This is a genomic window from Flavobacterium movens, from assembly GCF_039581425.1.
In the GTDB taxonomy this organism is placed as follows: Bacteria; Bacteroidota; Bacteroidia; order Flavobacteriales; family Flavobacteriaceae; genus Flavobacterium; species Flavobacterium luteolum.
In genome coordinates this window covers 1-24,494 of record NZ_JBCPXY010000009.1, presented here as the reverse complement: position 1 = coordinate 24,494, position 24,494 = coordinate 1, and the positions used below count along the sequence as shown (strand labels likewise).

General features: G+C 35.4%; 15 protein-coding genes. 7 read left to right on the top strand and 8 right to left on the bottom strand.

Translation table 11 applies throughout. From position 1 onward, the window contains the following. The first annotated feature begins 53 nt into the window (after positions 1-53). The gene (locus AAYQ05_RS16165; protein ID WP_343544428.1) at positions 54-815 is read left to right on the top strand and encodes a phosphatase PAP2 family protein; all 762 of its coding nucleotides are present in this window, start codon (positions 54-56) and stop codon (positions 813-815) included. An 81-nt stretch (positions 816-896) separates the two neighbouring features. Continuing rightward, the gene (locus tag AAYQ05_RS16160; RefSeq protein WP_343544427.1) at positions 897-1,967 is read left to right on the top strand and encodes a glycosyltransferase family 9 protein; all 1,071 of its coding nucleotides are present in this window, start codon (positions 897-899) and stop codon (positions 1,965-1,967) included. A 68-nt stretch (positions 1,968-2,035) separates the two neighbouring features. On the opposite strand, the gene AAYQ05_RS16155 is transcribed toward AAYQ05_RS16160, so the two are convergent. The 7 genes from AAYQ05_RS16155 to AAYQ05_RS16125 all read right to left on the bottom strand — a co-directional run bounded on the left by AAYQ05_RS16155 (position 2,036) and on the right by AAYQ05_RS16125 (position 10,304). After that, positions 2,036-2,914, bottom strand: coding sequence for a diacylglycerol/lipid kinase family protein (locus AAYQ05_RS16155; protein ID WP_343544426.1), 879 nt, complete (start codon positions 2,912-2,914; stop codon positions 2,036-2,038). A 2-nt stretch (positions 2,915-2,916) separates the two neighbouring features. After that, complete coding sequence (locus AAYQ05_RS16150) at positions 2,917-4,875, bottom strand: LTA synthase family protein (RefSeq protein WP_343544425.1); 1,959 nt, start codon at positions 4,873-4,875, stop codon at positions 2,917-2,919. A gap of 75 nt (positions 4,876-4,950) precedes the next feature. After that, positions 4,951-7,362: a TonB-dependent receptor gene (locus AAYQ05_RS16145; protein ID WP_343544424.1), complete on the bottom strand. Its 2,412-nt coding sequence runs from the start codon at positions 7,360-7,362 to the stop codon at positions 4,951-4,953. A 10-nt stretch (positions 7,363-7,372) separates the two neighbouring features. Further along, positions 7,373-7,783, bottom strand: coding sequence for a PepSY-like domain-containing protein (locus AAYQ05_RS16140; protein WP_343544423.1), 411 nt, complete (start codon positions 7,781-7,783; stop codon positions 7,373-7,375). A gap of 89 nt (positions 7,784-7,872) precedes the next feature. Further along, entirely contained in the window at positions 7,873-9,162 is a 1,290-nt protein-coding gene (locus AAYQ05_RS16135; protein WP_343544422.1) for a sensor histidine kinase, read from the bottom strand. After that, entirely contained in the window at positions 9,131-9,808 is a 678-nt protein-coding gene (locus tag AAYQ05_RS16130; RefSeq protein WP_343544421.1) for a response regulator transcription factor, read from the bottom strand. The genes AAYQ05_RS16135 and AAYQ05_RS16130 overlap by 32 nt, the downstream gene beginning before the upstream one ends. A 79-nt stretch (positions 9,809-9,887) precedes the next feature. After that, a complete protein-coding gene (locus AAYQ05_RS16125) occupies positions 9,888-10,304 on the bottom strand; it encodes an EamA family transporter (protein ID WP_343544420.1) in 417 nt (138 codons plus the stop codon). Positions 10,305-10,921: 617 nt separating this feature from the next. Here AAYQ05_RS16125 and AAYQ05_RS16120 point away from each other — a divergent pair. Beyond that, positions 10,922-11,749 (top strand): phosphatase PAP2 family protein, encoded by an 828-nt coding sequence (locus AAYQ05_RS16120; protein ID WP_343544419.1) that lies wholly within the window; start codon positions 10,922-10,924, stop codon positions 11,747-11,749. Continuing rightward, on the top strand, positions 11,736-13,256 hold the full coding sequence (gene eptA, locus AAYQ05_RS16115; protein ID WP_343544418.1) for a phosphoethanolamine--lipid A transferase EptA: 1,521 nt from the start codon (positions 11,736-11,738) through the stop codon (positions 13,254-13,256). The genes AAYQ05_RS16120 and eptA overlap by 14 nt, the downstream gene beginning before the upstream one ends. A 126-nt stretch (positions 13,257-13,382) precedes the next feature. Here the strand turns inward: eptA and AAYQ05_RS16110 are convergent, their stop codons facing one another. Further along, positions 13,383-15,536, bottom strand: a complete 2,154-nt coding sequence (locus AAYQ05_RS16110; RefSeq protein WP_343544417.1) for a TonB-dependent receptor — start codon at positions 15,534-15,536, stop codon at positions 13,383-13,385. A gap of 1,337 nt (positions 15,537-16,873) precedes the next feature. Here AAYQ05_RS16110 and AAYQ05_RS16105 point away from each other — a divergent pair. The 3 genes from AAYQ05_RS16105 to AAYQ05_RS16095 all read left to right on the top strand — a co-directional run. After that, positions 16,874-17,785 (top strand): PorP/SprF family type IX secretion system membrane protein, encoded by a 912-nt coding sequence (locus tag AAYQ05_RS16105; RefSeq protein ID WP_343544416.1) that lies wholly within the window; start codon positions 16,874-16,876, stop codon positions 17,783-17,785. Positions 17,786-17,796: 11 nt separating this feature from the next. Beyond that, a complete protein-coding gene (locus AAYQ05_RS16100; RefSeq protein ID WP_343544415.1) occupies positions 17,797-19,740 on the top strand; it encodes an OmpA family protein in 1,944 nt (647 codons plus the stop codon). Between the two features lie 56 nt (positions 19,741-19,796). Then, positions 19,797-24,494: beta strand repeat-containing protein (locus AAYQ05_RS16095; protein ID WP_343544414.1), on the top strand; the 4,698-nt coding region annotated here is incomplete at its 3' end.

Genomic DNA, 24,494 nt, shown 5'->3' with positions numbered 1-24,494 from the left:
AAACTTCAATAGTTTGATAGCCAGTTTAATTTCGATTTCTAATTTCTCTTAAAATGCGAAAATTTTTTTTATTATTTCTTTTGAGTATAACGGTTACAAATGCACAAAAGACTGTTTCTGATTCTATAGCGGTAAAGGATACTGATACCGTCCATAATTTAAAATTTAATTATAAGCAGCTTATCATACCCACCGTGCTTATCGGTTATGGATTTATCGGACTTGAAAGCGATCAGCTTAAGGGTTTTAATGCAGAAATTAAAGAAGAGGTAAACGAACATATTGATAATAAAATCACTATCGATGATTTTTCGCAATATGTACCTGCTGCATCTGTGTACGCTCTAAATGCGATGGGCATAAAAGGGAAAAACAACCTGAAAGACCGATCTATAATTTTGGCTACATCGTATCTGATGATGAGCACTACGGTTTTTGCTTTAAAAAGTATTACGAAAGTAGAAAGACCAGATGGTTCTGCCAATAATTCTTTTCCTTCAGGACATACTGCAAATGCTTTTGCTGGAGCTGAATTTCTCTGGCAGGAATATAAAGATCAATCTATTTGGTACGGAATAAGCGGTTATATAGTTGCGACAGGAACGGGACTTTTTAGAATGTACAATAACAGACATTGGCTTACCGATGTTGCGGCAGGAGCGGGAATTGGAATATTAAGCACCAAAGCGGCATACTGGCTGTTTCCGTATGTAAAAAACACTTTTTTTCCTTCCAAAGAAAACAAAGTAACCTCGATGATTGCTCCTTTTTATAATGGCAAGCAAATGGGCGCTGGAATGGTTGTACAGTTTTAAGGTACATCGCAAGTAATTTGAATTTAACGTAAGTATTTAAATACCACAAAGCTGATTTAAGCTTTAAATCTTTCTGTATAAATGAAAATACCTAAAAAAGTGAATGCTTTTCGAAGAACTGCAATGCGTTTTTTGACTAAAAACATTGGTTCTTCCCCTAAGTTTTCTGATAAATTTATTCAAGATCCGAAAGCGGTAAAAAGAATTTTAATCTGTCGACCGAACGCACGACTCGGGAACTTGCTGCTTATTACTCCCTTAGTTAAGGAAATCAATTCTATTTTTCCTGATGCGCAAATTGATTTTTTTGTCAAAGGAGGATTAATGCCATTGATTTTAAATAATTATAGCCAAACAGGAGAAGTGATTGTTTTGCCTAAAAAACCTTTCAGAAATCTTTTAATTTATCTAAAAGTTTGGCTTAAAATTGAACGTAAAACCTATGATATAGCCATAAATGTAGATAAAGATTCCTCATCGGGAAGACTTGCTGTGGAACGCTCTAAAGCCACTTTTAAATTTTTTGGAGATGATCTCGATGAGAATGTTTTAAGACCAGATGATTATGAACATATTGCAAAATATCCAGTATACAATTTTAGAGCATTTTTAAAAAGTATTGGTTTAGAGCGTACTGAAAATCCAGTCTCAGAAACAGATCTTAAATTAAGCGCTCAAGAACTTGTTCAAGGCAGAAAAATCCTTTTGGATAAATTTGATAATAATAAAAAGACAGTTGCTTTTTTTACTTATGCTACAGGAAATAAATGTTTTTCGGAATTTTGGTGGGAGGATTTCTATGAGCTTTTAAAAGCAAAATACGAACGAGACTATAATCTACTTGAAATTTTACCTGTAGAGAATGTATCTCAGATTCAGTTTAAAGCAGCCAGTTTTTATAGCAAAGACATTCGTGAAATAGGTTCTGTACTGGCCAATGTCGCTTTGTTTATTGGGGCTGATAGTGGTATAATGCATCTGGCAAATGCATCGCATACCAGCACGCTGGGATTGTTCTCTGTTTCTAATCTTAAAAAATACGAACCTTATGGATTTGGTTCAATCGGAATTGATACCAATGCTATTGTAAATAAAAACCAATACATTTTGGTAATGGACGAAATTTTGCTTGACAGAGAAGTGGTCATTTAAAAATAAAACTCCAAATAAGATTACTGATAAAGAAACTTATTTGGAGTTGAAAATCGTTTTCAAGGAAATTAAACCAAGACTTCAATGCTTTTCGGTAGAATACTAACTTGGATAATATTGGTTTTTAAGTTCTGAAATTCCCCATCGATTTGTGCGTCTATAAAAATTTTATGAGGCATTTCTATATGTACCTCTCGTACTAGTGCATGCTGTGCTTTTTTAAACTTCTCGATTGAATTTTTCAGTACATTAAGACCAAGCAGCAATTTTTCTAAAAATGTAAGTTCAGGAATAATAACCATATCGAGAACACCATCACTAAGACTTGCTTTTGGAGTAAGGCTCATATTGTATCCCATTTCGTTAGAATTGGAAATAAAGAGCATAAAAGGATTTACTTCGTGTTTTTTTCCGTCAGAAGAAACAACGGTATATTGTGGTTTAAACTGAAAACTTGAAGAAAGCGCCGCTTTAATATACGAAGATAAGGTTCTGTTTCCCGAATGTTCGTATTTCTTTATAATCATAGCATCAATACCAATTCCCATATTACTGAAAAAATAGTATTGATTTATTTTTCCAACATCAATAGAAACTGTATTTCCTTTTTTAATAATTTCCACGGCCTTATCAAAATTTCGCGGAATATTTAAATTTGAGGCTAATCCATTTCCTGATCCGACGGGAACTATTCCCAGTTTAATATTAGAGCCAATAAGAGCTGATGCTACTTCGTTTATAGTGCCGTCTCCACCGCATGCAACAATATAATGCGGATTGTTTGCAACGGCTGTTTTTGCCAACTCAATAGCGTGTTTTTTTTGTTTCGTATAATCGATCTCAATTTGGTACTCTTCCTTTGGGAATTGACTCAAAAGGTAAGAAGTGGTGATATTATGCTTTCCACTTCCAGAAATTGGATTGATTATAAAATGTATGTAGATCATTATTATTTTAAAAGTTTATTTGTAAAAAGGTAATCTGCAGTCTGATACCAAGCTATAGTTTCTTCTAGGAAAGACTTGTCCATAGGTAAGGATTTAAGACTGTTATCTTGCTTGTTCCAAGTATAAAAAGCCTGTTTTTTCTGGTCTGACAAAATCATCACTTTTTCTTTTTTCATCAATACCAATTTTCGGTAGGTTCCCATTAATGCTCGTTCTTCAAATTTAGGATCCAACACATTATTTCCGAAAAAATCAGATTCATAGTTCCATCTGAAAATAGAAAACAAGGTAGGCCAAAGATCAATTTGAGAACACTGTTTGTCTATTTTTTGATTGTATTCTTCAGGCAGGTTTGCAATAAATGCTGGAATATGATAATTGGCTACATCAATTTCATCTTTTCCCGCACTGCTAGCACAATGATCTGCAATAATAACAAAGATAGTGTTTTTAAACCAAGGCTTTAGGCTAGCTTTTTTAAAGAGTTCTCGTAAAGCAAAATCAGTATATTTTACAGCACCTTCTCGGCTAGTTCCTGAGGGAATATCAATTTTTCCTTCAGGATAAGTATAAGGTCTATGATTGGAAGTAGTCATAACGAAATTGAAGAAAGGCTTTTTGTTTTTATACTGCTCATCGGCTGTTTTGAGCATTTTATTAAAAATATCTTCATCACAAATTCCCCACGCATTCTCAAAAGTTACCTCATTGTCATTTATATTATGTCTTACGGTTTTAATTTTATCACTCAATACACTGCCACGTCCTCGGTCGTAAATGGTAAAGCCATTTCCGCCAAAATAAGCATTCATATTATCAAAATAACCGTCGCCTCCGTAAAAGAAATTACAATCATATGCTTTAGATTTAAAAACACTGCAAACCGTAAAAAGATTTTGATTTTCGGGTCTTTTTACGATAGATTGTCCAGGTGTCGGAGGAATGCATAATGTAACAGCTTCCATACCGCGAACTGTTCTAGTGCCTGTTGCATAAAGATTATTAAAAAATATACTTTTTTGAGCCAGACTGTCCATAAAAGGAGTAATGTTTTCCTTGTTTCCAAATTCCTTCAAAAAGCTTCCGCTAAGACTTTCGACAAGAACAAAAACCACATTTTTTCTTGAAGACGATGGCATACTGTCGGTTATAGTTCTGTGGATAGAATATCCCATTGAATTATAACGTGCATTTGGAGTTTTAAGTTTTTCTTTAATTATCGCAAAAGCTTCATCATTATCGATAGAAGTATAGAAATCAACATACTTCATTTGATTGTTGCGAAAAGCGGCAAAAAAAGAATAAATTCCTGATTTTGAAATTTCAGAATTATAGCGGTTATCAGACCATTCGGCTTGATAATTATGAACAAAAAAGCCAAAAAACAAACTCACCGCAATAGTGCAACCCAAGACCAACAATCTAATCTTGGCATTTGCTTTTGCTGTAAAAGTTGTAGTGAAGGCTTGTCTTTTGTAAAAAATAAAAATAAAAGCAATCGTGAGAAGCAGCACACCGCCAACCAGTAATGGAAGAGGGTAGGACTGCTCAATATTGGCTACCACTTCGTGTGTGTAAATTAGATAATCAACCGCGATAAAATTGAACCTAGTTTTAAACTCATCCCAGAAAGTAAGTTCTGCAAAAAAGGTAAAAACAAGAATAAAAATGGTTAATGTGGTAAAAAAATAAACCAAAATTCGATCCAGATAAGAACCAATCCATTTATTGGGCATAATCGTATAATATAAAACTGCTGTCAGCGACACAAAAGAGATGGTTCCTATATCAAAGAAAAAACCGGTGAGCAGTGTTCTTATAAAATTGATGATGCTCCAAGAAACCTCATCATATTGCCAAATGAAAAAAGTAATTCTAAGAATTTGAGATAGAATTAAGAACCAGATTATGAAATGAACTAATACAGCATATCTGCCAGAACGAAAAGATAATTTACCCATAACATTAAAAAAAGTGAGGCAAATTTTACAACTCAATTCTGAATTAAATCTGAATTTTGGTTTTATTAGTGAATATTAAAATTTATAACTGTAACCGAATCGAACAACTTGTGTTTCGTAATAATCTTTACTATTATAGCTAAAACCTTCGCCCTGAACTGTTTTTTGTATTACCAGAGTATTAAAAATATCTGTAGCATTTAAAAATACTTCTCCTTTACCTTTCTGTACTGTTTTTTTAAGTCCAAGATCAACAGAGAATCTCGAGCCAATTTTTCCCTGCGGAATAATATCTGGAGCAAGATAAAGTGTAGAAATTTGACCTTTCAATGTTTTGCCTAATTGCAAAGTATTGTTCCATTTTAAATTTCCTGAAACCACCTGCTGACGGTCTCCATGATAAATACTTGGAATAGGATAAAGATTCGTAACGGTAAAGGCGTCAATTGTGTTTTGATAAAGGTTTCCGTTAATGTTAAAAGAATACCAAGATGTTACTTCTTGAGAATATACAGCTTCAATTCCGACTGAAGAACTTTTATCGGCATTTTGAAACACATTGTATATCAAAGTACTTCCAGGAACAGTAGTTGCAATTCGGGAAATAGTTCCATTTATAATTCTGTAGTAAACAGAAGAGGTGAAGTAGCCTTTTGGCATTGTTTTTTTGTACCCAACCTCAAAAGCACTTGTAAACTGCGGACGCAAAGCAGGATTACCAACTTTTATAATTTCGGCATCATCATACTTTGGAAAAATACGAATATCTACTTCTGCAGGTCTGTCTACTCTGCGATTATAAAAGGCAGTAATTTTATTTTCATCATTTATTTTATATCCAAAACGAACATTAGGAAATGGTTCTGTATAATTATAACCGTCACTTTTATAGGTAGGATGATCAGGATTAACATCGTACTGTAGATCGACATATTCAAGACGAAGTCCGATTTCTGCCTCAATTTTGCTCGTTTCGTAAATATAATTAGAATATAGAGCAGGAATAATTTCTTTATAATTGGCCCAACCGCCAGCATTGGCATCAATCGGGGAGTTTTCTCCTGGAAAGAATTGCATATTGGTTGGAATTTCTCGGTTTCTAAATTTAAAACCCGCTTCAAACCTTCCGTATTTTAATGGTTTGATATAGTCAAGATTAATATCGATAACCTTTTCATCCGAAAGAAGCTTAAAAGAATCCTGTCCAACAGAAGAAGGAAGAGTATTGGTAAAGAAATATTTCTCATCTTCCTGATGATAAGTATAGTTGATTCCTGCATTTAATTTATGTCCAGGCTGTTTAAATTTATGTTCGTAAGATGCGCTGGCCATTACGGTTGTTTTAAGTTCATCTTCTAAAAATGACCACAGGCGAAGTCGTTGCGAATAATCTTGATTGAAGAATGGTTCATCTCCATTGTCAATGATTTTTTCACTTCCAAAAAGCCCAGAAAATGAAAAACTATTATGTTCGTTATAATTCCAATCCAGTCCTGTTTTGAGCGTAGTAAAATGTGTGTTGCGATTTCTGACCGTCTGCTGATTAATAACGCTGCCGTCATCATAAGTTCTGGTTACAAATTCGTTTTTATTTAGGGTTTCTGTGTAAAGATAATCGGCTTGTAGATAAGCATTAATTTTCTCTTTTCGGTAGTTAAGTGAGAGTGAAGGATTTATTTTTGGAGTAACCTGATACTGCGGACGAATTGTTGGCAGATTGGCTTTTCGTTCCCATAGGGCGCCATATCCAGAACTTATTCCAACTTTACCATTGAATCCTTCTTGTTTGTTTTTTTTATAAATGATATTTATAATACCTGCATTTCCGTTGGCATCAAATTTAGCAGAAGGATTGTTTATGATCTCAATTCTTTCAATAGCAGAAGCCGGAATATTATCAAGACCCGATTGGTTTCCAAAACCTGTAAGCGCAGTCTGTTTTCCGTCAATAAGAACCATTACTTTGTCATTGCCGCGCAGCTGCACTTTTCCATCATGAAGCGTTACGCCCGGGAGACTTTGCATGGATTGCAGTACAGATCCTCCGCTTTGGGTAATATTATCTGCTACCGAGAATACTTTTTTATCCATTTTATTGCTCACTTCAGAAGTTTTTGAAGTAACTACAACTTCAGATAAAGCATTAATATCTTCTTCAAGATCGATACTATTTAAATCTAAAAAATCAGAAAGAGTTCCAACAAAAAGTTTTTGAGATTTGCCTTTATAGCCTGTTGAACTGATTTCGAGGGTGTAATTTCCAGAAGGAACTCCAGGGACATTAAAACGTCCTTCTTCATTGGTAACGGTGCCAGCAACTATTTTTTGGTCTTTGGTGTTTTTTAATGCTACGTTGACATAAGGAATTGCTGTTTTTAAATTTTTATCTTTAATTATTCCTGAGATGGTTGCAGTTGAGTTCTGCGCTGTAACATTATAAATTTTCGCTATAAGTAGCGACAGTACTAAGAATATTTTTAATTTCATTGGTGTGGTTTTAATCTGCAATACTTTTAATGTAGGCTCCTTGTTTGTCAAAAATTAAATCGATTGACGACACTTGTGCTTCGAAGGTAATCGTACCATGACTATCAGTTATTTGGGCAGCTTCTTTGATTTTTTTGTGTTTGTAGTTTTTTTCGATGTATGCGAGAGCTTTGGCAGGAAGTTTTTTAACGCTGATTTCTTCTTCCGTTTCCAATATGTTTCCATTAGCATCTAGAAGCACGGCGCGTTCTGTACTACCAGTTTTGAAATTGGCTTCATAGTTACCTTTTTCCTTTTCCCATTTTACATCAGGCTGATTAGGATAGGATTTTAGAAAAGTTGATTTTACAATATTGGGAACATCTTTACCGCTTATGTTCTGTGCAGAAACAAAGCAGGAAAAAAGCAGTGCTAAAAGCAAGAAGTGAATTTTTCATTTGTGCTATTTTTTTTAATTAATAAAAAACCTAGCACAAATTTGAAAAGTGAATCTGTAGGAAGTTTGAATTTTTAAAACTTAACGCTAAAACTATGTAGATTGTTGGAAAAACTGTACTTGATTTGCCAATGGTTTAATTCTGTAATTTTTTTAATAATGGCCAAACCTAGTCCATTGCCTTGAGAGGATGGATTGCTTTTTGAAAAACGGTTGAAGAGTTTGTCTATAACAAGAGGCGTTTTGTCGCCCGAATTAGAGAATATTAATTCATCTTGAAGAGTTGTTATAACTATCTTTCCATTTTTTTCGTTGTGACGAATTGCATTCAAGAAAAGATTATTTATCAAAACTTCTGTCAGAGCTGGGTTTCCGTTAATTTTTAAGTCAGATGTAAATTCTGTTATAACAGTCAGATTTTTTGAGGTTGCTTGTTCTGTAAAAAAATCAAGATGTTTTTTGATGTAATCGTTGATTAGAATATCATTCTTTTCAAGATAAATCTCATTATCAATTTTAGAAAGCAGCAATAAGTTTTTATTAAGCCTGTTAAGTCTAGAAACATCTCTGCTCAATGAACCTACAAGATTAGACTGCTTTTCATTTAATTCAAGCTGTGAAAGCGTATCTATTTTGGTTTGAAATAACGCAAGAGGTGTTTGGAGTTCGTGCGCGGCATTTTCTACAAATTCTCTTTGGCTTTTATAGATGGCGGTGTTTTTTTCAATTAAGAGCTGGAGACTCTTATTTAAACTGTCAAATTCTTCAATATCTGTAGGAGGAAAGTGAGGTGCTTTGTTTTTATCGATTTCAAATTCATGAATTTGGTTTAGTGTGTTGTAGAAAGGTTTCCACAATTTAGCAGCCGTATTTTTTGAAAGCAATATAATTCCGATAAGAAGAATGATAATGATAAGAAGGAACATAATGGCTACACTGTAAACCATTCCCTCCATCTCCAAGAGATTTATTCTCTCCGTGTAAGTATATCTTTTTCCATTAATATCAACTGGAGCATAAATAAGATAGAAAGGTTCTTTCTCGCCAGCCGTTTCATCATACATCATTTTGCCAACAATAGAATCTTTGGTAATTCCCATATCTGGAACAATCATAACATCACGATTGTATTTATTCCAGAGTTTTATATCTGCTTCAGTAAAATTTTCTCGGCTTTCTTTTTCAAATTCGCCTTTGTGCATAAGCAAGACCTCTTCGGTTTCATAAATATAGAGCCACTGGCTAATATAATAGAATACCGGAGCAGAAACCAGAAGTATGATAACAGCAAAAATAAGGAAGCTTCTGGTGGTTTTATGGAGCAGTTTCTTTTTAGTCATTTTCCCATTTGTATCCAAGTCCATATACGGTTTTGATGTAATCACTACCACCTGCTTGATGAATTTTCTTTTTTAAGTTTTTGATGTGCGCGTAGATGAAATCGTGATTATCAAGCATATCGGCCATATCTCCCGAAAGATATTCTGCAATTGCAGCTTTTGAAAGCACCTTGTCTTCGTTTCCGATTAGAAATAGCAGAAGATCGAGTTCTTTCTTTGTAAGATCTAGTTTCTGATCATTTACCGTAACTGATTTGGAGAGAATATCAATTGTAATTTCGTTGAAAACAATATTGTTATTTCCTTTAAAATTTTTACGTCTAATTAAAGCCTGCATGCGAACCAAAAGTTCAGCCAGGTGAAAAGGTTTAGTGAGATAATCATCGGCGCCAAGATTAAATCCTTCAATACGAGTTTCCAGATTTTCTTTTGCCGAAATCACGATTACGCCATCTGTTTTGTTTTTTCTTTTAAGTTCCCTTAATAAATCAAAACCGTCACCGTCGGGCAGCATAAGGTCTAAAAGAATACAGTCATAATCATAATTTTCGATTTTGCTCAATGCCAGACTATAATTTTTAGCAGTCTCACATTGTATGCCATTGTCTTTAAAGTAATTCTTTATACTCTGAGCAATTTCCTGCTCGTCTTCTATAATTAAGATTTTCATGCTGCAATTTTACAAATGAATTTTGAAGAAACTTTGAATACTAAATATAGTCAAATATATCTTAGTGCACATTTTAAAGTTAGTTATAAATTACTAATATAGTACCGCAGATAATTAAAAGTACCCCCATAATACCTAGAAAACTGATTTTTTCGTGTAGGAAAATAACAGAAAGCACTATAGCGATAGCTACACTCAGTTTATCAACAGGAGCAACTTTGGATACTTCTCCAATCTGCAGTGCTTTAAAATAAAATATCCAAGAGAGGCCTGTGGCAATACCAGAGAGAATTATAAAAATCAGATTTTGTTTGGAAAGAGAATTAATTGTGGCTGTGCCACCTCTGGCAAACGCAATGCCCCAAGCGAGAATTAGAATAATGACAGTTCTGATTGCAGTAGCCAAATCACTGTCTACATTTTTGATGCCTATTTTTGCAAATATAGCCGTCAGTGCAGCAAAGAAAGCTGAAAGTAAAGCAAATACGATCCACATATGTTTTTGTTTTTCATTTAAATTTTAAATCGAAAATCTATTGTTACGTTCTTTAATAAATTGGATAAAAAAAGAGGTAAAAATAATTTTTCAAATTATACCTAAACTTTGAATTAATCCTGAATTTTTTAAATAAGTATTTGTCTACGCTTAAGCAAGTACTGCTTGTAATGTAAAGTTTTTGAGACCTATTCGTTAATCTTTTGCAAATAAAAATAGAACCTATCAAAAATTCTAAATTTCTTCTAAATTGACAAATTCCTTTGGCCTGTTTTTAATAATTAAACATGAAAGGCAGGAACAGATTAATTAAGCATAGATGCCGTAGAATCTATATTCTCTCATCGGTTTCAATACTTTGCTTTTCTCTTTTATTTCTTACGCAGATTACTTTTTTTGTTTTTAAAAGTAAAAACCTGAATTCAGCATTTATAGATTCTTTAAATCTTAATCCAAGTTTAGAATTTATTCTGACTCAAAGTAGTTCTCCGATTTTTCTCTCTGCTTTTTATACTTCAAATTCTCCTAAAAGATGGATTGGTTCCTAGTGTTTTTACCGCCACAGCAGTACTATTTGATTCATCTAAATTAATACATAATTCTTACCCAGAAATATAATGAATACCAATATTATTCTTAATTATTCAAAACTTAGACTTTCTTCATTTTTTATTCCGCTGTTTCTCTTAACTGCGATAATGCTATTTTTATACTGTCATAACGCGATGACAGTTAACAGTTATATTGAGATTCAAAAGAAGAGTTTCTACACTATAAATTATTATTTAGGACACTATCCAAAACTTGAGTACAATTTAACACAGTTTGGAGATGCAATGATTTTTTTATCATTTTTAAGCAGTTTATTTGTTTTTGCTCCAAAAGTTTGGGAATCGTTACTTTCAGGATTGCTTGTTTCGCTTATATTTTCGTGTGTATTGAAAAAGGCATTCGCAGTTCCACGACCAGCAGCAGTTTTTAATAATAACAGTTTTTATATCGTAGGTAAGGCTGTTTGCGGACATAATAGTCTACCATCAGGACATTCGATAACTATATTTACAATATTGTCGGTTTTACTGTATGGATTTATGCCAAAGAAACTGTCGTATAAATTTATTTGGTCTTTTTTTATTGTTATAATGGGATTGATTCTGATTTTTACAAGAGTAGGTGTTGGGGCACATTATCCGATTGATGTTATTACAGGAGGAATTATAGGATATATTGCAGGACTTTCGGGTATTTTTATCAACAGAAAGTATAAAATTTGGACATGGATTAATGACAAAAAATATTATCCTATTTTTATGCTGTTGTTTTTGGGATGTTGCATTTCGTTAATCTGTAGAATACTTTCTGAGAATTTATTAATTTTTTATTACGCTTTAATTTGCGTGGCTGTATCATTGTTTTTAATCATTTATATCTATGTTAAAAAATAACCTGCGACTTACTCATTTTGTTTTACTAATGAGTTTTTTGAATTTTTTATTCTTTCACTTGCCATTTTACAGCTATGTTTTTAATAATGTTGATTACAAAAGTTTTAACGGATTAGTATTGATTATCAGCTTAATAATATTAATGCTGGTTTTAAATGCTTTTGTTTTTTATTTGTTTTTTTCTCTTTCTCGTAATCTTGGAAAATTTTTACTTACGATTTTCTTTCTGATTAATTCTGTTGCAGTTTATTTTATTAATACTTACAGTGTTATAATTGATGAAAGCATGATTGGCAATATACTGAATACTAATTTTGAAGAATCAAGCAGTTTTTTCTCGGTTAAATTAATTCTTTACATTATTTTTCTAGGCGTTATTCCTGCAATTTTCATTATAAAAGCACAAATAATAAAGGATTCATTGCGAAAGTTTCTGACTCTTTCCTCACTTACCTTACTATTTATTGCTGTTTTAGTTTTTGCAAATGCAAGCAATTGGCTTTGGATTGATAAAAACTCCAAAAAATTAGGCGGACTTGCAATGCCATGGTCTTATTCGGTAAACATTTCGCTTTTTTACATCCACAAATACAAAAAGAATGAAAAAGAAATTTTACTGCCAAAAGCTACTATAAAAGATAATCAGAAATCGGTTGTTGTTTTGGTTATTGGTGAATCGGCGAGAAGACAGAATTTTTCTCTTTATGGTTACAAGAAAAATACTAATCCGTTTTTGTCTGCACAAAAGAACCTCTTTCATTTTGATGCTTCGTCATGTGCAACCTATACAACAGCTGGTGTTAAGTGTATTTTAGAACATACCAATTCTGATGATTTGTATGAGATTCTTCCAAATTATCTTTACAGGAATAATGTAGAAGTCATTTGGAGAACAACAAATTGGGGAGAGCCTCCTGTTCATATCAAAAATTATCAAAATAGGGAATATTTGATGAAGGACTGCAAAGGAGAAGGATGCAATTATGATGAAATCTTGCTCACGGGACTGAAAGAACAGATATTATCCAGTAAAAAGAATAAAGTATTAATTGTATTGCATACCAGCACCAGTCACGGGCCTTTGTACAGCAAGAAATATCCGCCAAGATTTGAGTCTTTTAAACCTGTTTGCAACAGTGTAGAATTGGGTAAATGCTCTCAGCAGGAATTGATGAATGCCTATGATAATACCATCGTTTATACCGATTATATTCTTTCTAAAATTATTGATGATTTAAAAGAATTAAAAGAATACAAAAGCACTATGATTTTTGTTTCAGATCACGGAGAATCTTTAGGAGAAAAGAACTTGTATATGCATGGCGTGCCTTTGAGTATTGCTCCTAAAGAACAATATGAAATTCCTTTTATTGTTTGGGTATCAGATAATTCAAAACAGCTTAAGCCAAATGAAACAGTATCGCAAAATCATGTGTTTCATAGTGTTTTAAATTTTCTAAATATAGGAAGTCCTGTTTACAATGAAGAACTGAATATTTTTAAATAATGGCCAGAAAATAAAAAAAGCTGTCCGCAAAGGACAGCTTTTGATCAAAAAAAATAAAAAAACAAGGTAACAATCTATCGAAGATTTTCTTTTTGAAAAACTTTATGATAATAAGAATAATAATTTTTAGAAAGAATGAGAAAGACTTACAGTCATGCGAGTCCCGTTTTCTTTAACATAGCTCATATTATTGACTTGCCATTGAGAGATTACAGAAAAGTAATCTTTGTTAAACAAATTTTCGACTCCCAAACGAAGCGTTGTTTTTTCTCTGAAAATATAGCTTGTTGAAAGATTAAAAGCAGTAAATGCTTTAATAGGACCTGTACCATAAGTATACGCACCGTTTACTGGTTCAAATCTATCTCTTCCAGAAGTATTAATCATTTGGGTAAAGATTGACCAGTTCTCTATTGGTCTATATGCTGCAAAAGCAGTTAATTTAGGCGGATTGATGCGATCTCCTCCAAGATATACTTCTCCTGTAGCAGTTTCTCGTTTACCTTCCGTATAAGAATAGTTTGCTCCAAGATCAAATTTTGGGTGAAATCTGTATTTCGCTCCAAATTCAAAACCATAAATTTTCTCTGGTGAACGTGAAATCTGTGGATTTCCGTTGACATACACATAAGAAGCGCCTAGTTTAGAAGTGCTATAATAAACAGCTCCTTCATAAGATAAATCAGAAACAGAGCCTGAGAATCCTACTTCGTAATTATTGGCTACTACTGCTTTAATAGAGGTATTGCTTACCGTATTTTCTTTCGCCGCGCGCAATACAAGACCTAAATCGGCAACACTGAAACTTTGTGAAAAACTAGCAAACGGCTTAAAAGCATTCCATTTCGTATATCGAAGTCCCGCATTAAACATCAAGGTGTTAAAGTTTAAATCTCCGCCATTGACAGCGATACCGCCGCCAACGTAAGTGCTTGTTACATAATTGCGAATTGCAATTGTAGTATAATCAGGTACAGAAATATGAACATTCTCTAGTCTTAAACCTGTTTTCAGAACTAAATTAGGTCCGAACATATTTTTGATCTGGAAATAAGGAGCTAGATTAGACATTTTCATTTCTGGGATAACTAGTCTTCCATCAGTTAGGTGAGTATCTGTTATATCAGAAAGAATGTCGAGTCCGTAGGTTATATTTCCATTAATCAGACTGCTCACCTCATAAGGACTGTTCATATTGAGACGGAATCCGAACTTTTTACTTTGAGTTGCAGGTTGACCATTATTTTCAAAAAAATCGCTGTAATTAATTACAGTTAAATAATCTTGAAAATATAAAACGGCGCTCAGATCTGTATGGCCTATAATATTTTTTCCAGTATAAGTTAAACTTGCATTGTGGTTGTATGGAGTTCCTTCAGGTTCTCCAGGTCTTTGACCTATAACTCCAATGGTCGGTTTGTCGAAGTTTCCATAAACACCAGCCTTTGCGATGTAGTCGGTAATCTGAGTACTTTTATAATAATTATACATAACTTCTAGACGATTATCTGGATTGAAGTCATAGCCAAGTTTCGCAAATGCATTCCAGTTTCGCAGGTCATTCATACCATAATCTGGCGAAAGAACTCTTCCTTTTGCATCACGATAAAGACCTGTTTCTTCATAACGGCCACTGACCACATAATCAAATTTATTGATTTTACCGCTGAAGAGTTGCGATATAAAGAATCCCGCAGTTTCCTTTGGTTTAATTAATGAAAAAGCACTTCCTGCTTCAGTAGTTCCGCTGAAAGCTTTATTCTGATCTGCTTTTTTAGTAATGTAGTTAATTAAACCTCCGTCGGCACCGTTACCATAAATAGCAGTTGCTCCTTTGATGACTTCCACACGATCTAAGGCCGCAGGATCAAGTGAACGGATATCTTTAGCGCCGTCTCTTAAAGGTGTAGATTGTGGAATACCATCAATCATTACTAGAACACGACGTCCTCGTAGAGTTTGCCCTAAGTTAGAGGTTCTATTGGTACTGAATCCCAGTCCGGGAACTGAGGCACCTAGAATGTCAATAAGATTAGTGCTTATGCTTAACTGTTGCTGAAGCTGTTTTTTAGAAATAAGAGTTACCGAAGAAGGAACTTGATCCAAACTTTCAGGCTGTCTGGTTGCAGAGATTACAACTTCGTGCAATTCATTATCAGATTTTGATTTTTCTTTGATTGTATCTTGAACAGCTTGTTGTTCTGAATTATTTTTATTTGTCTGTGCGGATAGAGAATTTGCTGCTATAAGAAGCAGCATAAAGGGTAGATAGAATTTCATTTTTACTTATTTAGACTTAATTAAAATAGTCAAAAATAAACAAATATAGTAGTTCACACAATCTTAAAATCATGATATTTGGATTACAGTTGCCAATATTTATCTAAATATGAATTGTAAGTGTTTGATATTTAGAATTATTCTTGCTGTTGTGGATTAATTTGGTTTTAAAGAAATTGAAATGTCTTAAGGAAATCTTAAGAAAAATCAAAATTTTCATCAACAAACGAAGGTTTAATAATCTGATAAGTATAAACTGCTTATTTTTTTTTTTAAAGGAAATTAATAGTGTAGAATGAAGGCATAAAAAAAACGTTAATTCCTAAGAATTAACGTTTTTTAGTGACCTCGACAGGACAAATTACAACATCTTTTTTGGATGATTTGAAGAGATTGGCTTACTACAAGTAATGTCTGTCTTCCATTGGCTTTGTAAATTTGGTTTAGATGTCCTGTTGGGGATTGATTAAAAAAAATGTAAAAACTCTATTGGTTCATGCCAGTAAACCAAGATGCAATTCTATAAATATTATTCTAACTTCAGTTAGAATTGTCTTTCTTTGGCTCTATGAATTACGTGCTTGTTGTTCCAACGGAGTTAAAAATTGGTTTTTTCTTTAGAGCTATCTTCAGGAAAAGTAAAAGTAGAAAAAGCTGGATTTAGAATTATTTATGTTAAAATGTAAAATTAAATAATTTAAATCATTGATTATCAATATAAAAGTTTTAGATTTGTAAGAGGTTTAATACTATTATTGTGTTTTTGAACTTTAGTAACCAGAAATTTTTATATAATAGTATGATTGAGCGAGTAAATTAACTACTAAAATTTTGAATCTTTAGAGATCTTAAAATTATTTTGTTTGATTTTTTTAATGCAGGCTGTTAACCAGTTCTCATTGTAAAAGAAATGATATGAGAACTAGATTTCCTTATTTTATCTGATCAATAAAATGAGTGTATTATTAATTGAATTTCTGCCCTCAAATTTTTTGCCTACCCCATCATAAATCAATTCATGATAAACTCATTCGGTTTGTCATCAATTTTTTGTTGCGCCTTTTTTAAGTCATTAAGTGCTTAATAAAGTTTAAAATTCTTTATCAGCCAAACAATTGAAGCCTTTTGATAAAGTGTTGATTCACTTTATATTTTCCAAGCCGGATATTACACTCCTAAAATTTTATCATTTCCCTTTGGTCTAGTCTGTAAGATTCCAATAAAGCTATTGGAACTGATTTGACTAATCAGTCATTTATTCTATTGATTTTGTTGCAGAACGTCAGTTCTTATGACTAATTCGTCATGCCTTAATGTTAAATTTAAAAATTTGAAAGATGAGGAAAAAACTACTTTTTTACATATTTCTATTTGGATATTGCGGCAGTTATGCACAGCAAGATGCGCAGTTTACGCAATATATGTACAACACAATAAACATAAATCCTGCCTATGCCGGTTCTCGTGGCGTTTTGAGTGTTTTTGCTTTGCATCGCGACCAATGGGTAGGGCTAGATGGTGCACCAAAAACAAATACAATTTCTGTAAATACTCCGATAAACAATAGCAATATTGGACTCGGTGCTTCTTTAGTCAATGACAAAATTGGACCTACAAATGAGAATGAGTTTTCGGTAGATTTGTCCTATACTGTTCCCACATCAGAAACCTGGAAACTTTCTTTCGGAATAAAAGGTTCGGTTGATGTCTTTAATCTTGATGCAAGTAAACTAAATCCTGAAAATCAAGGTGATCCTCAATTTCAAAACTTAGACAGCGATGTATCTCCAAATGTAGGAGCTGGAATTTATTGGCATTCAGATCGAGCTTATATTGGATTGTCTGTTCCCAACTTTATTCAGACCAACAGATATGACGACAATGATGTAGCAATTTATAAAGACAAAATCAATTACTACTTGATAGGCGGTTATGTTTTTAATTTTTCACAAGAAATAAAATTTAAACCAGCACTGTTGACTAAAATGGTCGAAGGAGCACCACTTCAGGTTGATGTATCGGCTAATTTTTTATTCTTCGAAAAATTGACACTCGGAGTTGCCTATCGTTGGGACGCTGCCGTGAGTGCGATGGCTGGATTTCAAATCACAGATGGATTATATGTTGGCTATGGATACGATCAAGAAACCACCAAATTAAGGAACTATAATTCTGGTTCGCATGAAATATTTCTGCGCTATGAATTCTTCATAAACAATGGCAAAATCACAACTCCTCGTTTCTTCTAAAAAAAAGTATCATGAAAAACTATACACTACTTTTCCTTACAGTTGTAAGTACTTTTTCTTTTGGCAGTTATGCGCAGCAAGCTAAAGTAAATTCTGGAGATAAAAAATATGATAATTACGCTTACGTCGATGCAATAAAAACATACGAAAAAGTAGCCAATAAAGGTTACAAATCTGAGGATATGTTTAAAAAGCTAGGCAACTCCTATTATTTTAATTCTGATTTTGCAGGAGCTTCAAAATGGTACGGCGAGTTGTTTGCAATGAATACCGCTGTTGAACCCGAGTATTATTACAGATATGCACAATCACTAAAATCAATAGGCGAGGTTGACAAAGCAAATAAGCTTATGGATGATTTTTATCTGAAATCAAAAAATGACAACAGAGGAAAACTTTATAAAGACGATGTAAATTATTTGGATGTAATAAAAGCAAATTCGGGAAGATATAAAATTGAAGATGCTGGGGTCAACAGCAAATATTCAGATTACGGATCATTTGTTTACAACAACAAACTTTATTTTGCTTCTGCCAGAGATACAGGAAATTTTACACAGCGAAAACATAAATGGACCGGTGAATATTTTACGAATATCTACAATGCAGATCTTGACCCTGAAACCGGAAAATCGACAAAAGTAAATAAGTTTAAATCTGCAATAAATACCAAATTCCACGAAGCTTCTCCGGTTTTTACGCGTGACGGTAAAACTGTTTATTTCACTAGAAATAATTACCTCAACGGAAAAAAAGGAAAAGATGAGAACAAAACTACCTTTATAAAAATCTATAAAGCCACGTTAGATAAGGATAATAAATGGTCAAATATTACCGAACTTCCTTTTAATAGCAATACATACAGTGTAGCGCACCCTGCCTTGAGTCCAGATGAAAAAACACTTTATTTTGCTTCTGATATGCCAGGCACAATCGGACAATCCGATTTGTATAAAGTAAGCATAAATTCAAATGGTGGCTATGGTACTCCAGAAAATCTTGGCAATACAATCAATACAGAAGGAAAAGAAACGTTCCCGTATGTAACAAGTGAAAATGAGATTTATTTTTCATCAGACGGTCATCCCGGTTTGGGAGGTTTGGATGTCTTTGTGGCCAATATTGATTCTAATGGCAAAATAAGCAATATTCAAAATTTAGGTTCAGATGTCAATTCTCCCAAAGATGATTTCGCCTACATCATTGATCCTGCGACCCGAAAAGGATATTTTAGTTCAAATAAAGACGGGGGTCATGGCTCTGATGACATCTATAGTTTCTTAGAAACTAGAAGACTTAATTGTATTCAGGAACTTTATGGAGTCATAACCGATGTTCAAACAGGAGCAGTTTTGCCAGAAACTAAGGTTACTTTGTATGACGATCAAATGGCTGTTAAAAATACTACCATTTCAGACGATTCAGGAAATTATTCTTTTTCTGTAGAATGCGGTAAATCGTATCAAGTCCGAGCTGAAAAAGCAGAATATGAAACTAAAGAAGTAGCCATAACTATTCCCAAAAATAACGGAAAAACCAGCTTGCCAATCGCTTTAGATAGAAGTATTTGCCGAGTAACTGTTGGCGATGATCTAGGGGTTTGCTTTGGTATAAAAATGATCTACTTTGATTTGGATAAATCCAATATCAGAACAGAAGCGGCCATAGATTTAGAAAAAATACTGGCGGTATTAAATGAGTATCCTAATATGAAACTTGATATTCGTTCGCATACCGATAGCAGAGCATCGCATCAATACAACGAAGCTTTATCTGACCGAAGAGCAAAATCAACAATTAATTGGTTGATAAAAAATGGCGTAAAAGCCGATCGCTTGACTGGAAAAGGATACGGAGAGACACAACTTGTCAATAAATGTTCAGATGGGGTTCAATGTACCGAAGAAGAACATCAAGCCAATAGACGAAGCGAATTTATAATTACTGCTTTGTAAAGTCGGCTACAACTTATCTGAAAGAAAAAAATATAGCACACTAAAATTTATCGATAATGAAAAATACAGTTAAAATCTTATTAGTATTTATTACAGTGTTTTTAATAACAAGTGTATCTGCTCAAACGAATTACAGTTTTTCAATTGCTGATATTTTAAGCTCAATGCCAAATGGAAAAAGAATGCCTGATGGGACTATTGTAAAAGCACAGATGATAACTACAGGCAGCGCCACACATTCTACAGGAGCCGCGGGTTCAGGAACTGCGGGACCAGATATTGGAGGACTGTTCACAGGAATTACCCTTCCTGCTTATGTGGGAGATAAAACACCGACAAATTTCACTAAAATTCAAATGGCGAATACCCAAAATGCCGATAATGGATTGGGAAACAACTGCACGAACAGTATTGGTTTCAGGATTTATTTCAGCAGGCCAATTTCCAGCATCAATTTTCTTGCTTTAGATATCGATGGGGTTCATGGCACACCGAACGGAAATGCAGAGTGGGTGGCTTTTTTTGGATATAATGGCAATACATATGTCCCTTATTCCATCAGCGGTCCGACGACACAACTTACAAATCAAAATATAAATACTTCTGCAGCAGGACACAGCTGGAGGACTTTAATTAATAATTCTATTGGCGCTACTGCTTCGGCCGCTTTGCCAAACGCAATGACCATAAGACGCCAGACAACAAATGGAGGCTCGGGAACGCCAGATGATTTAAATCATCAGGTGTTATTTACGCCACCTTCGTCCGCAACCAAAGTGACAGATTTTTTTCTAATGACAGGTATTTGGAGCGTTACAGGCCAGGCCAACGTTCAAGCTTCCGGTTTAAGTCCAATCGTAATAACAATTAGTTCTGATTTTGGTGATGCGCCAGACAGTTATAAAACCTTGTTGGCATCAGGCGGTCCTTCGCACGGGGTTGTTGGTACTCTTTCGTTAGGAGATTCAAATCTTGCTGAGGCGGATGGTCAGCCTTCTGTGTTGGCTAATAGTTCTATTGATGATGATGGTGTTCCGACCATTCCGCCATTGACCAATAATGGACAATTAATCAACACTTATACAGTTGCTGCCAATTTTCACAATAATACAGGGCTTGCAGCAAATTATGTGGCATGGATTGACTGGAACAATGATGGTGTTTTTCAGCAAGGAGAAGGTACTACCGCAACAACTCCCGCGGGAACATTGTCAGGAAGCGTAAACCTTACATGGAATAATGTTACATTGACCAATACATCCGGACATGCAAAAACATATCTTAGGGTGCGAGTAACCACAGAAGCTATAACGACTGCTGATTCCGGAGGTGCTTTTATGGATGGGGAAGTTGAAGATTATGCCATTGGGCTTCCGGCTGCAACGCCTGATTTTGCCTGTTTTAATGTTGGTTCACCTTCTGGTCTGATTAATGTACTCTCCAATGACACTACAGGAGAAGTTATTGTCCCCCTTACAACAGGATTAGTGAATCCCGGCACTGCAACAAATATTGTTGTAGATGGTTTTGGCGATATAATACAAATGACTATTCCAGGAGATGGAATATGGAAAATCAATACATCTGGACAAGTAACTTTTGAACCAGAATCAAGCAGTGTAATAAGTCCAACACCAATTGCTTACAATGGAAGGGATGCAGATGGGAACATATCCAACAATGCGTTAATTACTTTAACGGCGGCTAGTGTTCCAGTAGATACAACCGTATCATCCCAGGGGTGTTTTCCAACTACACTTACAGCAACCGCAAGTGTTCCTGCTGGCCAGTCTGTTGTTTGGTATGATGCAGCTGCGGGAGGAAATATTGCAGCTTCTCCAACTCTTAGTGCTGTTGGGACCATTACTTATTATGCACAAGGAAATAATGGTACGTGTGTCACAGCAGTGCGGACTCCTGTAACTTTGACCATAACTGCACCACCAAATGCCGGAAATTTATCAGGAACGCAAAATATCTGCCAAGGAACAACGACCACTTTTAGTTCAGATGGTGATGCGGGGGGGACATGGTCCAGTCTAGACCCTACAATTGCTTCTGTAGACAGCAGTGGAATAATTACGGGATTATTAGCTGGCACTACAACTATAAGCTATACAATAACAGGAACGGGAGGATGCACAAATGTATCTGCAACAAGAACCGTTACTGTTGAAGATGCGGCAGAATCGGGTACTATCTCAGGAAATCAGGATATTTGTATTAGTGGTACTTCTGCATTAACTTCGAGCGGTACTCCAGGAGGTGTTTGGGAAAGCGAGGATATAACGATTGCAACAGTTGATATAAATGGCGTGGTGACCGGTGTTGCACGTGGTACAACGAATATAAAATATACAATAATACAAACGGGAAGTTGTCCGGTTATACCTTCTGTTTATTCAGTAAATATTATTCAAGCAAATCCGGGGACTTTATCAGGAAAACAGAATTTATGTCCTGGAGATACAACCCTTTTTACTACTGATGGCGACCCGGGCGGACTTTGGAGTACAGATAATCCTGGTATTGCCACTGTAGATGCAAATGGGGTAATTACTGGTAATGGACCGGGAACTGCAACAATTACCTATACTATAACTGGCTTGAGTGGCTGTCCATCAGCCGCAACAACAAGAATGATTACTGTAGATGTCAATACCTCTGCTGTCGCATCTGATATTACGGGTGCAGATAGTGCAGTCTGTCCTGGCGGTAGTGCTACGCTAACGGTAAGTACATTGACTATTGGTATTCCTACCTTTACATGGTATGCTGGTCAAACTAGTACGACAGCAATTAATACTGGTACAACGTATACTGTTTCTCCAACCTCAACTACAACGTATTATGTAAGTGTAAAAGGTAATGATGTCTGTGAGAATGAGATCAATAATAGAAAACCAATTGTTGTAACAGTAAATTCTTTAGGGCTTGATTCTGATATAGTAAGTACAGATGCAACAATATGTGCCGGTTCTTCTGCAGCACTAGCGGTTTCATCAGCTACCGTGACCACGCCAGTTTTTAAATGGTATGCCGATCAAACAAGTGCTACAGTTCTCTACACTGGCGATACTTATACTGTTTCTCCAGCCGTAACTACAACGTATTACGTGAGTGTAAGCGGGGACGGAGTTTGTGAAAATGCAGTAAATACAAGAAAAGCAGTTGTAGTGACAGTAAATTCATTGGCTACATCATCTGATATAGCCACCGATAATCAAGAAATTTGTGGAGGCTCTACTGCTTCTTTGACCGCTTCTTCACGTGTCGCTTCACCGGTCTTCAGATGGTATGCTGATCAAACTACTTCAACAGTATTGAGTACTGGAGCCACATATAATCCTTCACCCGTGTCTACTACTACGTATTATGTAAGTGTTGCTGGTACTGGAGTTTGCGAGAATGCCATCAATACAAGAAAAGCTGTAACAGTTACAGTTAACGGCTTAGCAACAGCTACAGATATAGTAGCTACAGATGTCACAGCTTGTCCAAATGATGCAGTTGTTTTGACAGCTTCATCGACTACAGTGACTACTCCAGTATTCAGATGGTATGTTGACCAGACGGCAACAACTATACTTCATAATGGAGCAACTTTCAGTCCTTCGCCAGGTTCAACTACGACTTATTATGTGAGTGTGAGCGGGGATGCAGTATGTGAAAACGCAATCAATACCAGAAAAGCGGTGACAGTGACAATCAATCCATTAGCGACGGACGCAGATATAATTGTGGCTGATCAGACTATTTGTTCGGGTGAGATTGCAGTTTTAACCGCATCATCATCTCTTATTAATCCTGAGTTCATTTGGTATGCGGATCAAACATCTGTTACGCCACTTTCAATAGGAGAAATCTATGGTCCTTCTCCGTCAACCACCACTACATATTATGTAAGTGTGAGCGGTGACGGGGTGTGCGAGAATGCCGTCAATATCAGAAAAGCGGTAGTGGTGACGGTTAATCCTTTGGGACTTGATTCCGATATTACAGCCTCCGACGCTGTGATCTGTGCGGGAGCATCCGCTGCGCTGACTGCCTCCTCATCAACTGTTGCCACTCCGGTCTTCAGATGGTATGCCGACCAGACCAGCACAACGGTGCTCAGCACTGGAGCTACCTATAACGTTAGTCCTGCAACAACCACTACGTATTATGTGAGCGTGAGCGGGGATGGTGTGTGCGAGAATGCCGTCAATACCAGAAAAGCGGTAGTGGTGACGGTTAATCCTTTGGGGCTTGATTCAGATATTACAGCCTCCGACGCTGTGATCTGTGCGGGAGCATCGGCCACGCTGACAGCTTCATCTGCTACGGTTACCACTCCGGTCTTCAGATGGTACGCCGACCAGACCAGCGCCACGGTGCTCAGCACTGGAGCTGCCTACAGCCCGACGCCGGCAACAACCACTACGTATTATGTGAGCGTGAGCGGTGATGCTGTATGCGAGAATGCAATCAATACCAGAAAGGCGGTAGCGGTGACGGTTAATCCTTTGGGACTTGATTCCGATATTACAGCCTCCGATGCTGTGATCTGTGCGGGAGCATCCGCCACGCTGACGGCTTCATCCACTACGGTTACCACTCCGGTCTTCAGATGGTATGCCGACCAGACCAGCACAACGGTGCTCAGCACTGGAGCTACCTATAACGTTAGTCCTGCAACAACCACTACGTACTATGTGAGCGTGAGCGGGGATGGTGTGTGCGAGAATGCCGTCAATACCAGAAAAGCGGTAGTG